Annotated in this window: 25 protein-coding genes; 11 read left to right on the forward strand and 14 right to left on the reverse strand. The window is 40.0% G+C overall.

Going from position 1 to position 19,192, the window contains the following annotated elements; translation table 11 throughout:
* Positions 1-173: 173 nt before the first annotated feature.
* Together BMX30_RS07180 and BMX30_RS07185 are read right to left on the reverse strand one after the other, a co-directional pair.
* Positions 174-434: a DUF1871 family protein gene (locus BMX30_RS07180; protein WP_090742943.1), complete on the reverse strand. Its 261-nt coding sequence runs from the start codon at positions 432-434 to the stop codon at positions 174-176.
* Positions 435-665: 231 nt separating this feature from the next.
* Positions 666-860, reverse strand: a complete 195-nt coding sequence (locus BMX30_RS07185; RefSeq protein ID WP_090742946.1) for a hypothetical protein — start codon at positions 858-860, stop codon at positions 666-668.
* Between the two features lie 317 nt (positions 861-1,177).
* On the opposite strand from BMX30_RS07185, the gene kapB reads away from it, so the two are divergent.
* On the forward strand, positions 1,178-1,561 hold the full coding sequence (kapB, locus tag BMX30_RS07190; protein WP_090742949.1) for a kinase-associated lipoprotein KapB: 384 nt from the start codon (positions 1,178-1,180) through the stop codon (positions 1,559-1,561).
* A gap of 55 nt (positions 1,562-1,616) precedes the next feature.
* On the opposite strand, the gene kapD is transcribed toward kapB, so the two are convergent.
* Positions 1,617-2,237 (reverse strand): 3'-5' exonuclease KapD, encoded by a 621-nt coding sequence (gene kapD, locus BMX30_RS07195; RefSeq protein WP_090742952.1) that lies wholly within the window; start codon positions 2,235-2,237, stop codon positions 1,617-1,619.
* Between the two features lie 381 nt (positions 2,238-2,618).
* The gene (locus BMX30_RS07200; RefSeq protein WP_090742955.1) at positions 2,619-2,846 is read right to left on the reverse strand and encodes a hypothetical protein; all 228 of its coding nucleotides are present in this window, start codon (positions 2,844-2,846) and stop codon (positions 2,619-2,621) included.
* Between the two features lie 242 nt (positions 2,847-3,088).
* Here BMX30_RS07200 and BMX30_RS07205 point away from each other — a divergent pair, with 242 nt between their 5' ends.
* Genes BMX30_RS07205 through mnhG form a run of 7 tightly spaced genes read left to right on the forward strand, consistent with a single transcriptional unit; the run spans position 3,089 to position 8,832 of the window.
* Positions 3,089-5,476: a Na+/H+ antiporter subunit A gene (locus tag BMX30_RS07205; protein WP_090742958.1), complete on the forward strand. Its 2,388-nt coding sequence runs from the start codon at positions 3,089-3,091 to the stop codon at positions 5,474-5,476.
* Positions 5,476-5,898, forward strand: coding sequence for a Na(+)/H(+) antiporter subunit B (locus tag BMX30_RS07210; protein ID WP_090743520.1), 423 nt, complete (start codon positions 5,476-5,478; stop codon positions 5,896-5,898). The genes BMX30_RS07205 and BMX30_RS07210 overlap by 1 nt, the downstream gene beginning before the upstream one ends.
* Positions 5,898-6,239, forward strand: coding sequence for a Na(+)/H(+) antiporter subunit C (locus tag BMX30_RS07215; protein ID WP_090742961.1), 342 nt, complete (start codon positions 5,898-5,900; stop codon positions 6,237-6,239). Before BMX30_RS07210 ends, BMX30_RS07215 begins: the two co-directional genes overlap by 1 nt.
* Positions 6,232-7,713: a Na+/H+ antiporter subunit D gene (locus tag BMX30_RS07220; protein ID WP_090742964.1), complete on the forward strand. Its 1,482-nt coding sequence runs from the start codon at positions 6,232-6,234 to the stop codon at positions 7,711-7,713. The genes BMX30_RS07215 and BMX30_RS07220 overlap by 8 nt, the downstream gene beginning before the upstream one ends.
* A gap of 6 nt (positions 7,714-7,719) precedes the next feature.
* Positions 7,720-8,196 carry a Na+/H+ antiporter subunit E gene (locus BMX30_RS07225; protein ID WP_090742967.1) on the forward strand — a complete coding sequence of 159 codons (477 nt, stop codon included), beginning with the start codon at positions 7,720-7,722 and terminating at the stop codon, positions 8,194-8,196.
* Entirely contained in the window at positions 8,196-8,483 is a 288-nt protein-coding gene (locus tag BMX30_RS07230; protein ID WP_090742971.1) for a Na(+)/H(+) antiporter subunit F1, read from the forward strand. The genes BMX30_RS07225 and BMX30_RS07230 overlap by 1 nt, the downstream gene beginning before the upstream one ends.
* Complete coding sequence (gene mnhG / locus BMX30_RS07235) at positions 8,464-8,832, forward strand: monovalent cation/H(+) antiporter subunit G (RefSeq protein WP_090742974.1); 369 nt, start codon at positions 8,464-8,466, stop codon at positions 8,830-8,832. Before BMX30_RS07230 ends, mnhG begins: the two co-directional genes overlap by 20 nt.
* Positions 8,833-9,073: 241 nt before the next feature.
* On the opposite strand, the gene BMX30_RS07240 is transcribed toward mnhG, so the two are convergent.
* Entirely contained in the window at positions 9,074-9,457 is a 384-nt protein-coding gene (locus tag BMX30_RS07240; protein ID WP_090742977.1) for a hotdog fold thioesterase, read from the reverse strand.
* A 195-nt stretch (positions 9,458-9,652) separates the two neighbouring features.
* On the opposite strand from BMX30_RS07240, the gene BMX30_RS07245 reads away from it, so the two are divergent.
* Entirely contained in the window at positions 9,653-9,967 is a 315-nt protein-coding gene (locus BMX30_RS07245) for a YuzC family spore coat inner layer protein (protein ID WP_090742980.1), read from the forward strand.
* Positions 9,968-10,123: 156 nt separating this feature from the next.
* On the opposite strand, the gene BMX30_RS07250 is transcribed toward BMX30_RS07245, so the two are convergent.
* The 4 genes from BMX30_RS07250 to BMX30_RS07265 form a co-directional block, all read right to left on the reverse strand.
* On the reverse strand, positions 10,124-10,333 hold the full coding sequence (locus tag BMX30_RS07250; RefSeq protein ID WP_090742983.1) for a hypothetical protein: 210 nt from the start codon (positions 10,331-10,333) through the stop codon (positions 10,124-10,126).
* Between the two features lie 119 nt (positions 10,334-10,452).
* Positions 10,453-11,766: a Na+/H+ antiporter family protein gene (locus tag BMX30_RS07255; RefSeq protein WP_090742985.1), complete on the reverse strand. Its 1,314-nt coding sequence runs from the start codon at positions 11,764-11,766 to the stop codon at positions 10,453-10,455.
* A 243-nt stretch (positions 11,767-12,009) separates the two neighbouring features.
* The gene (locus BMX30_RS07260) at positions 12,010-13,512 is read right to left on the reverse strand and encodes a leucyl aminopeptidase (RefSeq protein WP_090743523.1); all 1,503 of its coding nucleotides are present in this window, start codon (positions 13,510-13,512) and stop codon (positions 12,010-12,012) included.
* Between the two features lie 61 nt (positions 13,513-13,573).
* Positions 13,574-13,957 (reverse strand): DUF309 domain-containing protein, encoded by a 384-nt coding sequence (locus BMX30_RS07265; RefSeq protein WP_090742987.1) that lies wholly within the window; start codon positions 13,955-13,957, stop codon positions 13,574-13,576.
* A gap of 106 nt (positions 13,958-14,063) precedes the next feature.
* Between BMX30_RS07265 and BMX30_RS07270 the strand changes: the two genes are divergently transcribed.
* Together BMX30_RS07270 and BMX30_RS07275 are read left to right on the forward strand one after the other, a co-directional pair.
* Positions 14,064-14,537, forward strand: a complete 474-nt coding sequence (locus BMX30_RS07270; RefSeq protein WP_090742990.1) for a divergent PAP2 family protein — start codon at positions 14,064-14,066, stop codon at positions 14,535-14,537.
* A gap of 15 nt (positions 14,538-14,552) precedes the next feature.
* Positions 14,553-15,326 carry a cobalamin-binding protein gene (locus BMX30_RS07275; protein ID WP_090742993.1) on the forward strand — a complete coding sequence of 258 codons (774 nt, stop codon included), beginning with the start codon at positions 14,553-14,555 and terminating at the stop codon, positions 15,324-15,326.
* A 65-nt stretch (positions 15,327-15,391) separates the two neighbouring features.
* Here the strand turns inward: BMX30_RS07275 and BMX30_RS07280 are convergent, their stop codons facing one another.
* The 5 genes from BMX30_RS07280 to BMX30_RS07295 form a co-directional block, all read right to left on the reverse strand.
* Positions 15,392-16,102, reverse strand: a complete 711-nt coding sequence (locus tag BMX30_RS07280; RefSeq protein WP_090742996.1) for a 3D domain-containing protein — start codon at positions 16,100-16,102, stop codon at positions 15,392-15,394.
* Positions 16,103-16,217: 115 nt separating this feature from the next.
* Positions 16,218-16,535: a YuiB family protein gene (locus tag BMX30_RS07285; RefSeq protein WP_244532523.1), complete on the reverse strand. Its 318-nt coding sequence runs from the start codon at positions 16,533-16,535 to the stop codon at positions 16,218-16,220.
* A gap of 110 nt (positions 16,536-16,645) precedes the next feature.
* Complete coding sequence (locus BMX30_RS23455) at positions 16,646-16,771, reverse strand: YuiA family protein (RefSeq protein ID WP_170843815.1); 126 nt, start codon at positions 16,769-16,771, stop codon at positions 16,646-16,648.
* 151 nt (positions 16,772-16,922) lie between these two features.
* On the reverse strand, positions 16,923-17,405 hold the full coding sequence (locus tag BMX30_RS07290) for an NUDIX domain-containing protein (RefSeq protein WP_090742999.1): 483 nt from the start codon (positions 17,403-17,405) through the stop codon (positions 16,923-16,925).
* A gap of 434 nt (positions 17,406-17,839) precedes the next feature.
* Positions 17,840-19,057, reverse strand: a complete 1,218-nt coding sequence (locus BMX30_RS07295) for an NAD(P)/FAD-dependent oxidoreductase (RefSeq protein WP_090743002.1) — start codon at positions 19,055-19,057, stop codon at positions 17,840-17,842.
* Between the last annotated feature and the right edge of the window lie 135 nt (positions 19,058-19,192).

The following is a 19,192-nucleotide window of genomic DNA, read 5'->3' on the forward strand; positions in this document are numbered from 1 at the left end:
CTAGATCTTGGAGCTAAGTGAAAAGGCGGATTAAATTCCGATGAAGATGATTTAGTGGCGAAATCCATTGTGAAACCATTTTCATTAAGCCGAATTTAATGAAATCAACAATGTCCTTAGAAAGAGCGAATCATAAAAAAACGGCTAGCGTGGAAAAATACGCTGCCGTCTTTTTATAAATTACAAGAAGCTTGCCCCTTTAGTGCTAGCAACGTCTTTGCAAGCAATAAGCAACCTTCAAATGAAAGAAGCTCTTCAAACGAATGCTCGTAAATGGACTGGATCTTAATCGCAAGATTATGCGCATCCTCTATTTCATGTACAGCAAATATAACGTCGGCAATTTCCGGGTCATACTCGCCATAGCCACAACCGAACGGATCCCATTCATTCAAGATTCGAACAAGCTGCTGATTCAGTTCTTTTGTCTCCATCCTATCACCATCACCTTTAATGAAATACCTTTCTCTCCTAATTGGTGGCGATCTCTTTAAAAACCGCCAAGCACCTTGGATTCAGCCTGAAGAGCTAAAACGATAGAGAAAGAGTCTTATAAAAACAATCTTATCATGAACAAACAGGTTTTCGAAATTCCACATTCGAGATAATTTTTAGTTGCCAAAAAGGCCGCGAGGGAACCTCGGACCTTTCTCAATTGGGCAAGACTAGTTTTCGTCTTTTTTCCCAATTTCCTGTTCAGTTTCTGCCGCCTTTTGTGCTTCCTTTTGTGAAATTTTAATAAAAAGTCTCATTACGAAGATGGCCGCAACAAAGGCTGCGATAATCCAAAGAGCAGCCGGAAGATACTCAGATTTATCTTCTGGAAAATATAAAAATAGAGAAAGAACCAACCAATTCATTGTAGACTTCCTTTCTGCCTGGGGCAGTCGTTCATGGACTTAGTATAGCACGTTAGGACATCATTTCACCGCAAAAGTGAATCAGCAAATCAAGTTGGTTAATTAATCACCCTTGGTTGTAAATTGAATCGTTTTGTTTTTTTCGCTTAAATGCCCCATAATGGATTAAGTAGTCTTTTTTTTATGAGGCTTGAACGTATTTTACATAGCCAAGCCTAACTGGCAGTTGCCCGTGGGTGGGGTTTCTTAGTACATAGAACCATACGGCTAGTTCCTAAAGAACAGGTGTATTCACACAACGAATGGGGGAGATTAAAGTGAGCGAATTCAAAATTGGTGAAAAAGTTACGGGGATTTATAAAACAGGGAAGTATGCTGGGGAAGTAACAGATATACGGCCAGAGCATTATCTTATCAGGGTGATGTCTGTCTTAAAGCATCCCACGCAAGGAGACCTTCACAGCCCTAAGGATGTAAATGTAGGCATCTTTCATGAAAGAAGAGCATTAGCCTTCCGTGAACAAGCAAACATCCCTAAGAAAATGGTAAAACCATATGAGGGGGAACTTCCTGATTACATAGAATCCCTAAAAGAAGCGGTCAATAACTTGAAGGAAACTCTCAAGGGTGATGATTCGGCTTGGGCTTCTCAAAGTTTAAAGAATATCGAAACCCTCGAGAAGGATTATTTTAAATCTTAAAAGAGCATAACTGTGACACAAAAAAGCCAGTTCAACTAAAATAGTGATCTGGCTTTTAAGCAAATTTATTAAAAAGCTTGGATAAATCGATTCGTTCGCCAATAGTCGTTGGCTTTGGTTTTTTTAAGTACTGTTTGTCTTTCTCTACAAGTTTGTAAATATGATAGGTCGTCATTGCATCATCTAGGGCCCGATGGTGCTTCCCTGTCCCTTCTCTCCCATACTCTTGGACTGCTTTCCAAAGACCGGTTTGATTTTGATCACCGAAGAACCGTTTGTACTCCATTGACAAATCCACTTCTTTTCCTTGAAGCGGAAAGGTAATCCCGGACTTCTGACAATTCTGCCTTAACACCTTCATATCCATATTTCCCCAAGTAACTATCAGGCTTGGATAATTCGTTTCCATCGATTTCAATTTATTGATAAGTTCTTGGAACGAAATCCCTCCATCTACCTGTTCTTGAGTAATGTTTAAAAATGACCGACAGCGTTCAGATAGAATCGGAAACCGGATTGGTACAACGTAAGATGAAAACTGGTCAAGAATCTCCCCATTCTCCACAAGGACAATCCCCACTTCAATAATCTCCTGATAAAAGCCCTTTTTTCTTCCATGCCGGTCAGGCATAGTAAACTCAAAGTCAATAAAAATAGCCCGATCCTTTTTCTCCATTCTCCCCCAACTTTCTTTGAAAAACTAATCAAAGTATTGTTTTTTGTATAGTAATATTTTTACTATTATAGCATGTTTTTTAGCCCATTTTTTCAATTTTTCAGTAATTTTCTCTTTTTTCAATTAAAAAACTTACGCTGTTTTCGCAGTCTTTGTACTACGTGAACAAAGTTAGGTTAATAACCGCTCGGATCAACGGGTTAACATCCCAAATTGAAAGGGGGTTTCTAACTGAAAACACATGGCAATAAGTTCCAAAGTCTGAGAAAAAAGCCCTTTGAAAACAACTTAAAAAAACTTTTTAATCTTTTTTTAAGAAATGAAAAACTTTTTCTGTTCTTTTACGTATAAAAAAAAGGATGAACCTTGTTCACCCTTTTACTATCTTCCGTCAGATGAAATAATTCTGACGTACTCCCTTGGCGCAAATATTTCATACCTTTTGATATCAAGGTATGACCCATCACCTATTTGCTGAATCTTAGCCATTCCTGGCGTATCTTCACCCGAAGGATCGTAAAACTCCCGGCTTAGCTGTCGGTCGAGGGTGATTGCACCTACAAACAGAAGTATGAATAAGGACAGGCATACAATGACTTTCCTCGCCATAAACATCCCCTCCAATATTCCTAGGATGCCCAAATCGGTGAGGTATTTATACTTTTGGTATCATTGACAAAGGTCTCAAATGCATACCATATGCATTTACGATATAATGTTTTTTATGGTGTCGGAAGGATTTACGTTATTTTGTTTGCTATTGGCGGCTTTGGTTAAAATAAACAATGAGGTAAAAATGCGCCCGAAGATATGTAAACAGAAATTAAATTCATTTAAAGGAGGTTATGCATTTGTCTTTGCTTCATCTCGCCATTATCTCACCTTTGATATTGGCCATCTTTATTCCATTTGTACATAAGACGTTTCCAAAAATTCATACTGGCTGGTTTCTACTGCCACTTCCAGTTCTGCTGTTCGCCTACTTTTTATCTTTTCTATCCACTACAATTAACGGGCAAACAACAATGGAAACGTTGGCTTGGATTCCAACCCTTGGAATTAATTTTACTGTAAGACTAGATGGGTTAGGGCTTCTATTTGCCATGCTCATTACAGGAATCGGCGCACTTGTTGTTCTCTATTCCATCTATTATTTATCAAAGGAAAAAGAGAAACTAAATCAATTTTATGTTTATTTACTCTTGTTCATGGGAGCCATGCTCGGAGTCGTTCTTTCTGATAACTTAATTGTCCTTTATGCTTTTTGGGAGTTGACTAGCTTCTCCTCCTTCTTATTAATTGGATACTGGAATCATCGGGAACGCTCAAGGTACGGGGCCCAAAAGTCGATGCTCATTACTGTTTTTGGTGGTTTGTCCATGCTCGGAGGTATCATTCTCCTCTATCTAATGACAGGAACCTTCAGCATTTCAGAAGCCATCGTTTTAGCAGATGTCATCGTTAACCATGAATTATTTACAGCAGCATTACTATGTTTCTTACTTGGTGCATTTACAAAATCAGCACAGTTTCCTTTCCATATTTGGTTACCTGATGCGATGGAGGCACCTACTCCTGTTAGTGCGTATCTGCATTCAGCGACAATGGTTAAGGCAGGAATTTATTTAGTCGCACGTTTGACGCCTATCTTTGCTCTTTCTGGGCTTTGGATTTGGCTTGTGGCCGGGATTGGAATTCTAACTTTATTTTGGGGATCTTTCAATGCTGTCAAGCATACCGACTTAAAAGGAATTTTAGCCTATTCTACAATCAGCCAATTAGGATTGATTATGTCACTCCTTGGTCTCGGGGCAGCATCTTTACATTATTCAACGATTGATGCTGGCTTCTATACGGTGGCTGTATCTGCAGCAGTTTTCCATTTACTTAACCATGCTACCTTTAAAGGAAGCTTGTTCATGATGGTCGGAATTGTTGACCACGAAACAGGTACTCGCGATATCAGGAACCTGGGCGGATTAATGACGATTATGCCAATCACCTTTACAATTGCAATTATTGGAGCCTTTTCAATGGCTGGGTTGCCACCGTTTAATGGATTCTTAAGTAAAGAAATGTTCTTTACCGGAATGCTTCGTGCCCAGGAAATTGGATTTTTTAATATGGGCACCTTAGGCATTTTATTCCCAATAATTGCATGGGTAGCAAGTGTGTTCACTTTTATTTACAGCATGATTATTGTATTCAAGACATTTACAGGTAAATTTCAGCCTGAAAAGTTAAAAGTGAAGCCACATGAGGCACCGCTTGGACTGTTGATTTCACCAGTTATTCTTGTTTCACTGGTAGTCATTATCGGGCTTTTCCCTAACTTAGTTGCACCACTCATTAATACGGTCATGGCTTCAATTCTTCCAGGGATGGAATTTGATGTACACATTTACCATTGGCACGGGTTTAATACGGAGCTATTCATGACTATAGGCGTGATTCTCGCAGGTATTCTCCTATATAAGTTCATGCCAAAATGGACGGGTGTTTACACTCGGATGCCTGAAAGATTCTCTTTTAATTCTGCCTACGATAATGGATTAGCAGCAATTCAAAAGGGTGCTAATCGTTTTACAAATGCTTATATGACGAATTCAATTCGAACGTATCTCATCTATATTTTTGCGTTTTTCATTTTCACACTTGGAACTACCTTGATTGTGAAAAATGCATTTACACTGGATACTTCGAATGTCGCAAGTATTCATGCTTTTGAAGTTGTCCTAGTGGTAATTATTGCTGTGGGGTCGATTTCGATACTCTTTGCTAAGTCAAGGATGACAACCATCATTTTATTAGGAGCTGTTGGTTACTCAGTTTCCCTGTTCTATGCTATTTTTAGAGCTCCAGATCTAGCCTTAACTCAACTAGTTATTGAGACCGTATCGGTTGCCTTATTCCTTCTGGTTTTTTACCACTTACCTAAAGTTAGCAGGCACGAAGAAACTAGGCAGTTTAAGATGGGTAATGCCATTATATCCGTGGGAGTTGGGGTTGTCGTGACAATGATTGCCCTCTCAGCTCATAGTGGTAAGGCATTTGATTCAATTTCTCAGTACTATATTGAAAATACCTATAAAAAAGCTGCCGGGGAAAACATGGTCAACGTCATTCTTGTTGACTTCCGTGGCTTTGATACATTGTTTGAAATTGCTGTACTCGCCATTGCTGCCCTTGGAATCTTTAGCTTAATTAAATTACGGCTAACAAGGGGGAAAGAACAATGATGAAGACAAATAACGTCATATTAGAAACAGCCACAAAGGTCATCGTATTCATCATCCTTCTATTTTCAGTCTATATGTTTTTTGCTGGACACTATGAGCCTGGTGGAGGATTTATCGGTGGTCTGATGGCATCTGGAGCAATTGTGTTGCTCCTCATTGCTTACGATATCAAAACGGTCACAACCATCCTTCCGTTTGATTTCAAGAAGGTAACAGCAGTTGGACTGTTGTTTGCAGCGGGGACTGCTGCAGGGGGGCTCTTGTTTGACAAACCAATGTTAACCCACTGGTTTACGTACGTTAACCCTCCCCTTTTAGGGAAAATGTCGCTTCATACAGCTGTGCTGTTTGATATCGGTGTATTTTTAGTCGTCGTTGGCGTGACGATGACCATTATTCAAACGATTGGAGAGAGTGAATAATGGAGATTTTAATGTCGTTTTTAATAGGGATTATCTTTATGTCAGCAACATATCTTATGCTTTCCAAAAGCTTACTCAGAATTATTGTTGGGACAGGTTTGCTAAGTCACGGGGTACACTTACTTCTATTAACTATGGGTGGCTTGAAAAAAGGGGCAGCTCCGCTTCTCGGGCAGCATGCTGAGGCATATACAGATCCGCTTCCGCAGGCGTTAATTTTAACAGCAATCGTTATTGCCTTTGGAATCACGGCGTTATTTCTTGTTGTTGCCTATCGAACCTACCAAGAGCTTGGTTCTGACAATATGGAACTCATGAGAGGAAAGGAAGGAAATGAATAGTTTAATCACATTACCGTTACTCATACCGTTTTTTACCGCGATTATCCTAGTCTTTTTCGCAAAGAACATCCCTGTTCAGCGTTGGATTTCGACAATTGGCTCTATATCGACCATAATCGCTGCTGTGTTTCTAGCGATTACGGTTTATACCGATGGAATTCAAACGATGAATTTGGGTAATTGGGAGGCACCCTTCGGAATTACCTTAGTCTCTGATATGACTTCGATCTTGCTGGTCCTAACTACAAGCTTGATTGCATTTGTCTGCCTACTTTATTCTTTCCGTTCAATTGGAAAGGAACGAGAAGAATTCTATTATTACCCGTCCTTCTTCTTCTTGGTTTTGGGTGTAAATGGGGCGTTTACAACTGGGGACATTTTTAACTTGTTCGTCTTTTTCGAAGTCATGTTAATGGCTTCCTATGTGCTGCTCGTACTAGGCGGAACGAAAATCCAGCTAAGAGAAACGATTAAATATCTGCTAGTGAACATCATTTCTTCCGGTCTATTTGTAATGGGTGTTGCCTATCTTTATTCGGTCGTTGGAACTTTAAACATGGCCCATATTTCATTACGTTTACACGAGATGGGCCAATCAGGAATCGTGACGGTTATAGCTGTATTATTTCTGATTGTTTTTGGAATTAAGGGAGCTCTCTTTCCCCTTTATTTCTGGCTTCCTGGTGCCTATTATGCACCACCGGCTCCGGTCATGGCCATGTTTGGGGCCTTATTAACAAAGGTTGGGATTTACTCAATTGCGAGAACCTATACCTTATTTTTCACACAGGATGTTGGCTATACTCACGGCCTTTTGGAAATCTTGGCCATTTTCACCATCATTCTTGGGGCCATCGGAGCGATTGCGTACTCTGATGTCAAAAAAATTATCATCTACAACATCATTGTCGCTGTCGGGGTTATTCTTTTCGGTGTCGCAACCTTTACACCAGAGTCTCTAACTGGGTCGGTATTTTACCTTATCCATGACATGATTATAAAGGCCGCTTTATTCCTGTTAATTGGCATTATCATTAAAGTGGCGGGAACGAGCAATTTAAAAGAAATGGGTGGACTGATTCATCGTTACCCAGGACTAGGATGGACTTTCTTCATTGCTGCACTTGCTCTTTCTGGGATTCCCCCTTTAAGTGGATTTATGGGCAAAATTCTAATTGTACGCGCTGGAATTGATGCAGGGAATTACTGGGGTTCAGGGATTGTTCTTCTTTCAAGCTTGTTCGTTCTATTCTCTGTCATGAAGATTTTCATCAATGGCTTCTGGGGAGAAGCACGTGAATACAAACAACAGGAAAAAGTACCTGTTAAATGGTTACTAACAGCCCCTGTTATCCTGACGATTTGTGCCGTTCTTTATGGGCTCGGAACAGAGGCCCTATATCCGATAATATCAACTGCTGCCGAAACATTAAGCAATCCGGAAATTTATATCAATGCAGTATTAAAGGAGTAGTGGGCTATGGCATTTCAAATGTTACTTAATTTTTTTCTTGCATTTCTGTGGATGTTTCTAAAAACGTCGTTCACCCCTGCTGCATTTGTGGTCGGTTTCTTTTGGGGGCTCGTCATTCTCTTTATATTTAGAAGCTATTTTCCTGACCGGTTTTATCTTCATCGCGTGGTGGCGATTATCAAATTGTTTCTGCTGTTTATCAAAGAATTAATTTTGTCTAATCTGAATGTCCTGAAACATGTTTTGAAACCGAAGATGGATATCAAGCCTGGTATCTTTGCTCTCCCTATTGATTTACAAAAGGATTGGGAGATTATGCTACTAGGCAATCTGATTACACTAACACCTGGAACATTGACAGTAGATATTTCAGATGATAACAAAATTCTTTATATTCATGCCGTAAATATTGATGATGTAAAGGAATCGGTAGACAGCATTAAGAACACCTTTGAAAAGGCAATCATGGAGGTGAGCCGATAATGTTTGATTTTGTACTATACATCACTTTGTTGTGTATCTCACTCGCAATGGTTGGACTTGTCTACCGTGTCATTAAAGGGCCCTCCACACCAGACAGAGTCGTTGCTCTTGATGGACTAGGAATTAATCTGGTCGCTATAATTGCGATATTGTCTATCATTTTAAGGACAAGCGCATTTCTTGACATCATTCTTCTCATCGGAATTCTTGCTTTTATCGGAACCGTTACCTTTGCTAAGTTTCTTGAGAAGGGAGTGATTTTGGAACGTGATCGAGATAACCTATGAATTTATTGTCGGGCTTTTCATTGTTGTTGGTGGTCTACTAACGCTCGCCGCTACAGTTGGAGCCATCCGTTTTCCTGACGTTTATACAAGAAATCATGCGATCTCTAAAAGTACAACATTGGGTGTTACGATGATTCTTGTTGGTACATTGCTTTATTTCTTCCTTTTCGAAGAACATTTTAATTCTCGTCTCGTTCTCGCGATTATGTTTATATTAATGACTGCGCCAATAAGTGGCCATTTGATCGGTCGTGCTGCTTATAACTCTGGAGTGAAGTTAGCTGAGCGCACTGTCACCGATGAACTAGAGCGAGATAGAAAAAAGGGTAAACAAGCAAATTCCCTGTAAAATGAGTGAAGACCATTAATCTGTGATTAATGGTCTTCTTTGTTCACGTATCATTAGGATGGAACTGACATTTATAAAAAGGCTGGTCGGGCACGTAGAGCCCCTCTATCTTACCGGTCCTCAACCTTTTGAGGCTGGTCCGGGCAAAAAAAGACCTTTCTATGTAGCCTGTCCGACCTCGTTTGAGGATAGTTCGGGCAAATGGCGATAACGAACTCGTTCCTTAAAGACAATTTTAACGCTAACGATTAATTTTTATAACAGCTATCGTACACCTTGATACACTAATTAACTTGTCCTCTTCATCCTTAATTTTAATATCCCACACCATTGTTGTTTTTCCATGATGAAGGACAGTGCCGGTTGCTGTAACGGTTCCTGTACGTTTGGAACTGACATGGTTTGCATTAATTTCTAAGCCAACCACTGCTTCGGTTTCTTTGTCAACAAGCTCATACCCTCCGACACTTGCTACCGTCTCAGCAAGGGCAACAGATGCTCCGCCATGAAGCAATCCAAATGGCTGCCACGTCCTTTCATCAACTGGCATCGTTGCAACGACCGTTCCTTTTTCCAATTTAGTGACTTCAATTCCAAGTGAGTCTAAAAGCGTTTTATGATTCATTCTTGATTTCCTCCTTATTTCTAACGAAAATTATTTTATTATGTAATTAATTATCAGTTCGCTATCTCCTACAAAAATCCTCTTTTAGAATCGATTTTACCTTAACCTCCCTCCCTTGAGTATTTTCCTTGTTCATAGAAGTTGCGGTGATTTCATATATTTAGAATGGCAAATAAACGTAGAAAGGGGAAAAGTATGGATTATTACTATCGTCCTTTCCCACCGGCCAATCCAACTATTTTACAAAAAGCTGCTCAAAAGGAAATGAGTTTGTTAGAGGATGTAAAGACACTCCTAGAGAAAATCTCCGCTTCCAACCAATTTTCTGCTGATATTATGAACGCTGCTCAGGAATCTAACTCCCAAAAGGTGGAAAGATTGATCCGCTCGTCAGGGGTCAGAAATATGCCAGGAGTTTCTTATACACCAGATGGAATTAGACTTAATTTTTCCGATGAGTTAAACGGAAAGGAATGTTGCCAATTAAACATTAAACTGAGGTGGCGTTAAGAAGAAAAGCGCAAGTACCATGACTAGCCCGAGCCCTGGGTCGCTGGAGCTGGATACTAAAAACGAATACAATTATCCACCCCGTTACCTTTTATAATTTCTAGACAATGACAAAAAACAGCTCTATGAAAAGAGCTGTTTTTAACGACTATCTATTTACCAATAAGGGTAAGGACGTGGTCTTACTCCGTATCCGTATCCATAACCATATGGTGGGTAGGGCGGAACGGGAGGTCCATAAAATGGTCTAGGACGTACGAGTGCGCCACCTAGCAACCCTCCAAGAACTCCGCCAATAAAAGGTCCCCCGAATAAAAAGCCTGGGCCACCGATAAATCTAGAATGTGGGTTTCTCATATTATACATCTGGCTTACCTCCTTTGTATTGCATAAATCATGCCTTCTCTATTTCATATGCAAATAAGCTCTATGATGAGTGGGCAAACATCCAAAAGAAGGGAGAAACCTAGATTATTCAACTATTTTTATAGAACCATAGCTGCAATCCACCCAAAAACAATCAAAGGAATATTATAGTGGATAAAAGTTGGGACACAAGTATCCCAAATATGGTTATGTTGTCCATCGACATTTAATCCTGCTGTTGGTCCAAGTGTACTATCTGATGCAGGCGAACCGGCATCCCCTAGCGCTGCCGCCGTACCAACAATCGCAATAGTCGCCATCGGACTAAATCCAAGCTCTATGCATAGTGGTACAAATATCGTTGCAATAACTGGAATCGTTGAGAAGGACGATCCAATTCCCATTGTCACTAGTAAACCAACAATAAGCATCATGATTGCAGCAAGGGCCTGATTATTACCAATTGCTGCTGCAGACCACTCAACAAGACCAGCAACATGTCCCGTTTCTTTCAACACATCAGCAAAACCAAAGGCCGCAAGCATAACAAACCCGATAAAGGCCATCATCTTCATACCTTCTGTTAAAAGATGGTCAGCATCACGCCATTTAATCGCTCCGCTCAAGTAGATAACCACGATACCTGAAAGTGCACCCATAATCATGGAACCAGTTATAATTTGAACAGCAAGGGCCGCAACGATTCCTATGACTGCAAAAATAATGCCTCTTTTTGAATAAACGATTTTCTCAACAGAAATTGTGTTTTTCTGTTCATATGATCTTGGCTTGCGATAAGAAATAAAAATTGCAATAAGTAAACCGACGAGCATCCCTGCAACTGGTATTAGCATGGCAACTGGAATGTCTTTCAAGTCCACCACTAACCCGCTATCAGCCATATTTGTTTGAAGTATACCCTGAAATATCAGCCCGAAACCTGCAGGAAGAAGGATATACGGTGCTGTTAAACCAAATGTTAAGACTGTAGCAATTAACCTACGGTCGATATTCAATTCATTAAGGATAAATAATAACGGCGGAATTAGAATTGGAATAAAAGCGATATGAATCGGAATTAAGTTCTGAGAGAAGATAGCCATTAAACCGATTAAAAAGATAATAAGTACTTTAGAGTAAATTTTAGCCTTCTTGTCCCCATTCTGACCGATTAATCCAATCATCCAGTCTACTAAAAGATTAGGTAGTCCAGTCGCTGAAATTGCAACAGCAAACCCACCTAGTAAGGCGTAGCTCAATGCAACTTCAGCACTACCGCCTAATCCATTGGCAAAGACTTCAATTGTCTTTTCTAATCCTAAGCCACCTGTTAGTCCCCCAACTAGTGATCCGAATATCAATGACAAAACAACATTGACTCTAAATAAGCTCAAGATCAGCATAACAAGGACAGCAATCATTACAGCGTTCATAGTTGACTCCTCTTAAGATGCTTAATGAAGCAAATTTTTTATAAATACTTTAGTTTGGTAAATTGGTAGAGAACTAAATTACAAGTATTAAAATAGCATAGCTTCGATTTTCTTGTCAATTAGTTTTTTATCTCTTCTCAATCAATGTCTGTGTTAAACGGGAGTGTTCGCGCCAGCAATCCTCTAAAAAAGATACACGAAAAAAAACCTCCGAATTTCGGAGGTTTCTTGTTCTAGAACAATTTATGATTTAGTTTCAAATCTTTCTACTAGCAAGGCTAAGGTTCTAGCCATAACACCGGTTGCGCCAGCTGGTCCAAGGTCGTGGTCTTTCCTTGCACCGGAAGTCCCCGCGATATCAAGATGCACCCATGGAGTTCCTTCTGCAAATTCACCGACAAATGCTCCACCCATAATCGCATGACCCTCACGACCTGGAGAGTTGTTCAAGTCAGCAATCTGACTGCTACGGACTCTCTCTTTGTCTTTTTCAAAAAGAGGAAGTCTCCAAATCGGTTCTCCAGCCTCATAAGAAGCCTCTAACACTTGTTCAAACCATGCCTCATCATTTGTTAGTGCCCCAGTGGTATCCATCCCTAATGCTACGATGACTCCACCGGTTAAAGTCGCGACATCGACAAGGTAATTGGCGCCATGATGTTTCGCATAGGTAACGGCATCAGCAAGTACTAAACGGCCCTCTGCATCCGTATTTAGCACTTCAATTGTTTTACCGCTCATGGAAGTAATGACATCATCCGGTTTAAATGCCTTTCCACTAACCATATTATCAGTTGAAGGAATCACAGCAACCACATTCTGTTCCGGCTTCAATTCTCCGATAATTTCCATTGCACCTAAGACTGCAGCAGCACCGCCCATATCGGTCTTCATGCCAACAATTCCGTCTTTTGGCTTAAGGGAGTAGCCACCCGTGTCAAAAGTAATCCCTTTACCCACTAGACCAATGACGTCTGTCCATTTACTTTTCCCTTGATATTTTAGGACAATCATTTTTGGTGGTTCAACAGACCCTTGATTAACGGCAAGCAAGGCACCCATGCCAAGCCTTTCCATTTCCTCTTTTTCAAGGATTTCAATTTCAAAATCATATTTCTCTCCCAATCCACGAGCGTATTCAGCCATGTCTGTTGCTGTTAGCATATTGCCTGGCAAATTCACAAGTGTTCGGGCAGAATTGACACCTTGCCCATAAACATAACCAACCCAAAGGGCAGAGCTTACCTCATCTTCCTCAAAAGAAGAGAAAATCGTGAGCTTTTCTACCTTTTTCTCTGGTTTATTAGACTTTTGCTTATATCCTTCGAACTGATAGCTTGCCATAGCAAAAGCCTCACCTAGAGCATGAGCAGCGTCTAATGCCTCAACGGATTCCCCAGTAAATGAATCGAGTATGAATGAGGCTTCCGTCCACTTTTCTGTTTTTGTTGACTTAAACAAGCGACCAAAAGCTTCGCGAACTAGTTCAAAAGAATAATCCTTTTCAGAACCCAATCCGATGAAATAGAGTCGTTTTGCCCCAACTTTATTAAACGTATGTACTTTCGAAATCGACTTCTTGTCGGTAGAAATATCCCCACTTTTAAGCAAGTTTAATATATTTCCATCTAAACGACTGTCCAATTCTTCTAAAATCCCTTTGAGCCCTGTGGTTTTATTAAAAACCCCAATTACTAGACATTCCTGATCCATAGTTAAATCTAACTCTTTTTTTACTTCAAACAAAAGGGTCACCTCCATGTAGAATACCCCTATTATATCCAAGAATGAAAAATATTTCGAGTTCCTAATCATCCTCCAGATATAAGTACAATTCCGGCAGCTCTGGAAGTCTGTTCAATTCTTGATAAGACACTTTGTCAATATCATCTGGTATAATAGAAAGGCAGCACTCTATGTACTTAATAACGATTTCTAGGTCCAACCCCCAATATTTTGGGAGGTAGTTCTGCAAATACTCATGACCTACTTTCATCATCAGCCTTGTGCCTTTTACATTGCCATAACTGTAGTGATAACGAGCAACGGTCATTTGAAGTAAACCTTTTAGAAATAAATTTCCCTTGTCTTCCATCCACATATCTTCGAGAAGATCGTGGCAGGTATAAAAATCGCCTTCATTAAATTTGATGAAAAACTGATAATATTCAACAGGATATTCGGGTTCCATTGTCTGACCTCCATTCTAATTGAAATTATGATTCATTCTAGATATTATTGGGACCAATACGATAATGATAAAATAACTATTCATTCAAAAAAAGGGGGATTCACCAATGGAATTACTACTTAACTTCCCTTTATGGGCATCGCTCGCAGCGATCTTTTTTGCACAGTTCGTAAAAGTGCCTATTCAATATATCGCCAGTAGGCGGGTTGACTGGTCCTTGCTTACAAGCACCGGCGGAATGCCTAGTTCCCATTCAGCTGCAGTTACTGCGCTTTCCACAGGCGTTGCGCTTGAAGCAGGGATGGATTCTCCTGTATTTGCTGTATCCGCCATTTTTGCCATCATTACCATGTTTGATGCTACTGGTGTTCGAAGACAAGCAGGTGAACAGGCCATTGTTTTAAATCAGTTGGTCTCTGATTTCAATCGAATTATTGAAGATGCAAAAGATTGGCCGAAAAAGCCTGATAAGGAAAAACGAAAAGAGTTAAAGGAATTGCTTGGCCACAAACCGATTGAAGTGTTCTTTGGTGGGTTAACAGGCATCCTACTTACTTTAATGCTTCACTATATTTTATAGAGAAGAGGGGATTATATGAGGGTTATCTCTTTATGTCCTAGCAATACCGAAATCATGGCTTATTTGGGATTAGAGCACCTACTAGTTGGTGTGGATGATTTTTCCGATTTTCCTGAGTCGATCAATAGTCTCCCACGACTGGGCCCTGACTTATCAATCAATCTCGATTTAGTTGAGGACCTTCAGCCCGACCTTGTCCTTGCTTCCCTTAGTGTACCTGGTATGGAGAAAAACGTTGAAGGATTAAGTGCAAGAGGAATTCCCCATATCGTCTTAAACCCTCAAACATTTAAAGATATAGAAGCGGACTTAATCGTAACGGCTGAGAGACTTGGTTTTGCTAGAAAGGGACACGAAGCGGCTAAACAATTTCGGGATAGACTTAATCGCATACGTCTCGAAAACAGCATGAACTCAAGACAACCTACTCTATATTGGGAATGGTGGCCGAAGCCGGTATTTACCCCAGGCAGAGTGAATTGGCTTACTGAATTATCCGAGGCGGCTGGTGCAGTCAATTTATTTTCAGATGTTAACCTTGCTAGTGTCCAAACCGATTGGGACGATGTCCTTAGACGGGATCCAGATTTTATTTGCTTAGCATGGGTTGGAGTGAGACAGGAAAAGGTGAATCGCTCTCAAATTACCAAGAGGCCGGGTTGGAGTGAACTCAATGCGGTCAAAAATGAACGAATTTTAATCTTGGAAGAAGAGTTATATTGTCGCCCATCTCCGAGACTTCTTGATGGTCTAGAGAAATTGAGTCAATTGCTTAAAGAATTTGAATGAAGCGTAGAAAAGGCAAACCCACAGCAGGTTTGCCTTTTCTTCTAGTCTTCTCCGTTATGATATACTTAGGACTTTTTATCTCCGACATACTGTTGACGGAAAACCTGAAGTGTTTCATCCTCATTCATTGCTCGTAGTTCTTCTTCTGTTAATGTTCCATTTCCCATTTTAACAACTGACACTTCAACGGTTTGCTTGCCCCATTCTTGGTAAACTTCCTCAACCGTGTCGTAATAAAGGTCTAATTTGTTCCCCTTTATTGCCCCACCTTTATCTGCTACAACACCATAACCGTATCCAGGAATAAACAAAACTGTACCAATTGGAAACACGGTCAGGTCTGCGGCGATTGTTGAAAATAAATCTCGTTTCACTTTAACCCCTGAATAGGTAATTCCATATTCAGGATGTCCTGGATTTTTCCCTGTGGACTCAATACCAGCTGTATAACCTGTTGCAACAATTGTTTTTTTAGGATATTGTGACCAATCGAGATCCTCAAGAGTTGGCGGAGTTTTACTAGCCACAGTCGCACTAGAGGCAATAAGTGTATGATTGCTTGAAATCCGATGCAAAAACTTCATTGCCAGCCCAACGGACTTATTTTGATGTTCAATGTATGTATGGTTTTCTTGTATATGGCCTTTTCCTTGGTAAAAGTAATTTAATATAGTATTTGCTCCCACACCTGATATAGAATGGAGCGTTGTCAAAAGCGCCGCCAGAAATAGGAAGGTCATCATAACTCGCTTGGCCCATGTTTTCATTTTATACATGTAAATCTTTCACTCCTCATAAAACTATTCATTTCCCATTAGGAAAGGAATTATGCATTATGAAGTAGGATTCGGGCCATCGCAAAAATAAAAAACCTTCATTTCATGAAGGTTCTTAAAACATCTGGTACCCCTTTTTTCTAAGTAATTTGATAACGAAACCAGCAGCAATAGCGCCTCCAAGCCCAGAGAGTAAAATCGTCATATCCGCTGGAGCAAGGTTTATTAGGTTATTTCCCAATTCTGGAAAGGCTTGTCCGCTATTCCTAAAATATTCAATAAAACGTACATCATCCACAATGAAGATAACAATAATTGGATAAATAATGGCCATCACCCAAGACATTCTTAACAGCATATTTAAGAGAAAACCGATTCCGAAAAATAAAACAAAAAATAGCAATATAGATATAATTAGCTCTACAACTGTCACAAAAAATTCCCCCTATAACCTATCATAAACAGTGTACTGATATCCGCATAGGTAGTCAATAAACTTAACTATGAACAGGAAAAAAACCTTGCAAGGGCAAGGTTTTTTCATTATTCCTTCTCTTTTCCTGTACCTTCACAGCAATAGCATGTTTCTGATCCACCAAGCAACAGTTGATTGTAACCCTTACCTGAGCAATAAGCACATCCTTTTGTTTCCGTTTTTAACTGGGTCATTTTTATCTCCCCTTATTCAATCTGAATTTTCTGATAATATATCAAGACAGAGAATAAAAGGAAAGTTCGAATTTCGTTAGGATTTCTGACCTGAAAACGCATTCAACTCTATAATGCTTGATATAGCTCTTTCGTTCTTACTTTTTGAAAATTATAAAAATAGTTTGTAAGCCGTATATTCAAATTGAGTTCCCGGGTTAATTCCATCGATTGGGGGCTTTACACCTGAATCAGTCAAATTTATGAAGTACTTTAACATCACCGATACATTGGGTTGTTGAACCAATTCGTTAGGATCCAGATAGCATGCTTCATACAATTCACTTTCTTGTGCCGTAACTTTCTGACCTTCTAATGGTGCTAATAGAAAAACAATCATATTATCGCTAATATCATTGCGAATCACTCCTGTCCTTAATCCCACCATTCCTTTAAGTTCACACTTTATCCCCGTTTCTTCTGCAACCTCTCTCAACACAGCTTCATCAGCGGTTTCACCGGCTTCTACAAAACCCGCTGGCAGCGACCACTGGTTTTTAAGACCTCCGTACTTTTTCTTTACGACTAGCCAATCGCCGTTGGGTGCAACCACCAGACCTGCCACAGCTAGCCAAACCTTCCCACGCTTCGTCATAGACTCTCCCCCTCTTTTCCTACGATTGTAGCAAATGTATGGTTATATTTTTTACATATACCTTAGTTAACCCGCATTAAGTTATTTTATCTCATTATAGGTAATTAAAGGGGTTTTCTCTCTTACCATTCCAACGCATTTACTCTCGTTTCCGGCAAATAGAAGCCCTCTCTTTTACCGTTCCAACGCATTTACTCTCGTTCCCGGCAAATAGAAGCCCTCTCTTTTACCGTTCCAACGCATTTCCTCTTGTTTCGGGCAAATAGAAGCCCTCTCTTTTACCGTTCCAACGCATTTACTCTCGTTTCGGGCAAATAGAGGCCATCTCTTTTACCATTCCAACACATTTCCTCTCATTTCGGGCAAATAGGGGCTTTTATACCAAAAAAGCAGACCTAGTAGGTCTACTTCATTTGTTTGAACTATTGGATTGATTAAAAAATGTTGAATTTCCCTTTTTTAAACACCATTGATGGACCGCCGATCATATAAAGCGCGCGATTATCAACCATTTTCTTTAAGAAGGACGCTTTTGCACCGTAAAACTTCTTACCGAACGCTGTGCCAATCGCCTCATCTTCACCTAAAGAACAAACAGTTCCCTTGTTATCAAATTCAAAGGTCTCAAGTTCACTCTTACCGCGGACAAGGCCTGCAATATTCCTTGCACATAACTCACCTTGCTGCATAGCAATTTGTGCTGTAGGTGGGTACGGACGGTTAATTTCTTCGTTAATGATTAATGAACAGTCACCAATAATGAAGAGGTTTTCCTTACCAGGGACCCTTAGGTCAAGTTGAACTTTTACACGACCTCGCATTGCTTCAATTCCTGATTTCTCAATAACAGAATTCCCACGAACTCCCGCTGCCCAAACAACGGTTTCAGCTTTGATTTCTTCTACTTCCTCTTCGCCTTTACCAACGATAATTCCACCAGGAATGGCCTCTTTAATCGCCGTTCCGATGCGGAATTCAACGCCTTTCTTTTCTAGGTAAGAAACAGCATAGTCAACAAGTTCAGGATCAAAACCAGGTAATACCATTGGTGCAGCTTCTACACATATTAGTTTTACCTTATGGAAGTCTACATCATATTCTTTGCATAGCTCCGGAATACGGTTTGCCAATTCACCTAAGAATTCAATACCTGTAAAACCAGCTCCCCCAACCACAATCGATAGACGTTCATCTTTCTTTTCTTCCTCTGTGTTGTAAGTAGCAAACTGGTATTCGATATGTTCACGGAGTTGACGAGCCGCATTCACATTTGAAATCGAAAATGCGTATTCCTTGAGCCCTTTAATACCAAAAGTTTCAGATTCTGCTCCAAGTGAAATAACTAGATAATCGTAAGCTATCTCCCCGGTACTAAGAATCACTCGGTTTTCTTCTGCCTTAATTTCCTCAACAGTAGCTTGAACAAATTCAACCTTTTGAGTATCAATGACTTCACGAATATCATAACGCACACGGTCATGATGCAAAGTACCTGCTGAAGCCTCATGTAGCCATGTTGTTTCGTAGTGGTAATCATTCTTATTAACAAGGACTAGATCCGCCTCATTAACACCTAATTGTTTTTGTAGCCTAGTCACGGTCATTAGACCACCATAACCCGCTCCAAGAATAACGATTTTTGGCTTTCTCAAGTTAATCACTTCCACCTTTAAATTTTATTTCTTTGTACTTATCATTTACTTATAAGAAAAATTATTACTAATTGATTAAAAATAACTTTGTGATTTTCTTCACTTACTAAGACAATAAAATGTAGAAAAAATGTC

The organism is Mesobacillus persicus (assembly GCF_900109925.1).
Taxonomy (GTDB): Bacteria; Bacillota; Bacilli; order Bacillales; family Cytobacillaceae; genus Mesobacillus_B; species Mesobacillus_B persicus.

What these genes read in the sequence shown, in the direction of transcription:
- BMX30_RS07240 (WP_090742977.1), bottom strand. Translation starts at nt 9,457, where the DNA reads ATGAATCATAAAACGCTTTTAGACTCACTTGGAATTGAAGTCACTAAA.
- BMX30_RS07255 (WP_090742985.1), bottom strand. Translation starts at nt 11,766, where the DNA reads ATGAACGCTGTAATGATTGCTGTCCTTGTTATGCTGATCTTGAGCTTA.
- BMX30_RS07245 (WP_090742980.1), top strand. Translation starts at nt 9,653, where the DNA reads ATGGATTATTACTATCGTCCTTTCCCACCGGCCAATCCAACTATTTTA.
- BMX30_RS07185 (WP_090742946.1), bottom strand. Translation starts at nt 860, where the DNA reads ATGAATTGGTTGGTTCTTTCTCTATTTTTATATTTTCCAGAAGATAAA.
- BMX30_RS07270 (WP_090742990.1), top strand. Translation starts at nt 14,064, where the DNA reads ATGGAATTACTACTTAACTTCCCTTTATGGGCATCGCTCGCAGCGATC.
- kapD (WP_090742952.1), bottom strand. Translation starts at nt 2,237, where the DNA reads ATGGAGAAAAAGGATCGGGCTATTTTTATTGACTTTGAGTTTACTATG.
- BMX30_RS07210 (WP_090743520.1), top strand. Translation starts at nt 5,476, where the DNA reads ATGAAGACAAATAACGTCATATTAGAAACAGCCACAAAGGTCATCGTA.
- BMX30_RS07200 (WP_090742955.1), bottom strand. Translation starts at nt 2,846, where the DNA reads ATGGCGAGGAAAGTCATTGTATGCCTGTCCTTATTCATACTTCTGTTT.
- BMX30_RS07230 (WP_090742971.1), top strand. Translation starts at nt 8,196, where the DNA reads ATGTTTGATTTTGTACTATACATCACTTTGTTGTGTATCTCACTCGCA.
- BMX30_RS07290 (WP_090742999.1), bottom strand. Translation starts at nt 17,405, where the DNA reads ATGACGAAGCGTGGGAAGGTTTGGCTAGCTGTGGCAGGTCTGGTGGTT.
- BMX30_RS07265 (WP_090742987.1), bottom strand. Translation starts at nt 13,957, where the DNA reads ATGGAACCCGAATATCCTGTTGAATATTATCAGTTTTTCATCAAATTT.
- BMX30_RS07225 (WP_090742967.1), top strand. Translation starts at nt 7,720, where the DNA reads ATGGCATTTCAAATGTTACTTAATTTTTTTCTTGCATTTCTGTGGATG.
- BMX30_RS23455 (WP_170843815.1), bottom strand. Translation starts at nt 16,771, where the DNA reads ATGACCCAGTTAAAAACGGAAACAAAAGGATGTGCTTATTGCTCAGGT.
- BMX30_RS07275 (WP_090742993.1), top strand. Translation starts at nt 14,553, where the DNA reads ATGAGGGTTATCTCTTTATGTCCTAGCAATACCGAAATCATGGCTTAT.
- BMX30_RS07180 (WP_090742943.1), bottom strand. Translation starts at nt 434, where the DNA reads ATGGAGACAAAAGAACTGAATCAGCAGCTTGTTCGAATCTTGAATGAA.
- BMX30_RS07220 (WP_090742964.1), top strand. Translation starts at nt 6,232, where the DNA reads ATGAATAGTTTAATCACATTACCGTTACTCATACCGTTTTTTACCGCG.
- BMX30_RS07250 (WP_090742983.1), bottom strand. Translation starts at nt 10,333, where the DNA reads ATGTATAATATGAGAAACCCACATTCTAGATTTATCGGTGGCCCAGGC.
- BMX30_RS07280 (WP_090742996.1), bottom strand. Translation starts at nt 16,102, where the DNA reads ATGTATAAAATGAAAACATGGGCCAAGCGAGTTATGATGACCTTCCTA.
- BMX30_RS07215 (WP_090742961.1), top strand. Translation starts at nt 5,898, where the DNA reads ATGGAGATTTTAATGTCGTTTTTAATAGGGATTATCTTTATGTCAGCA.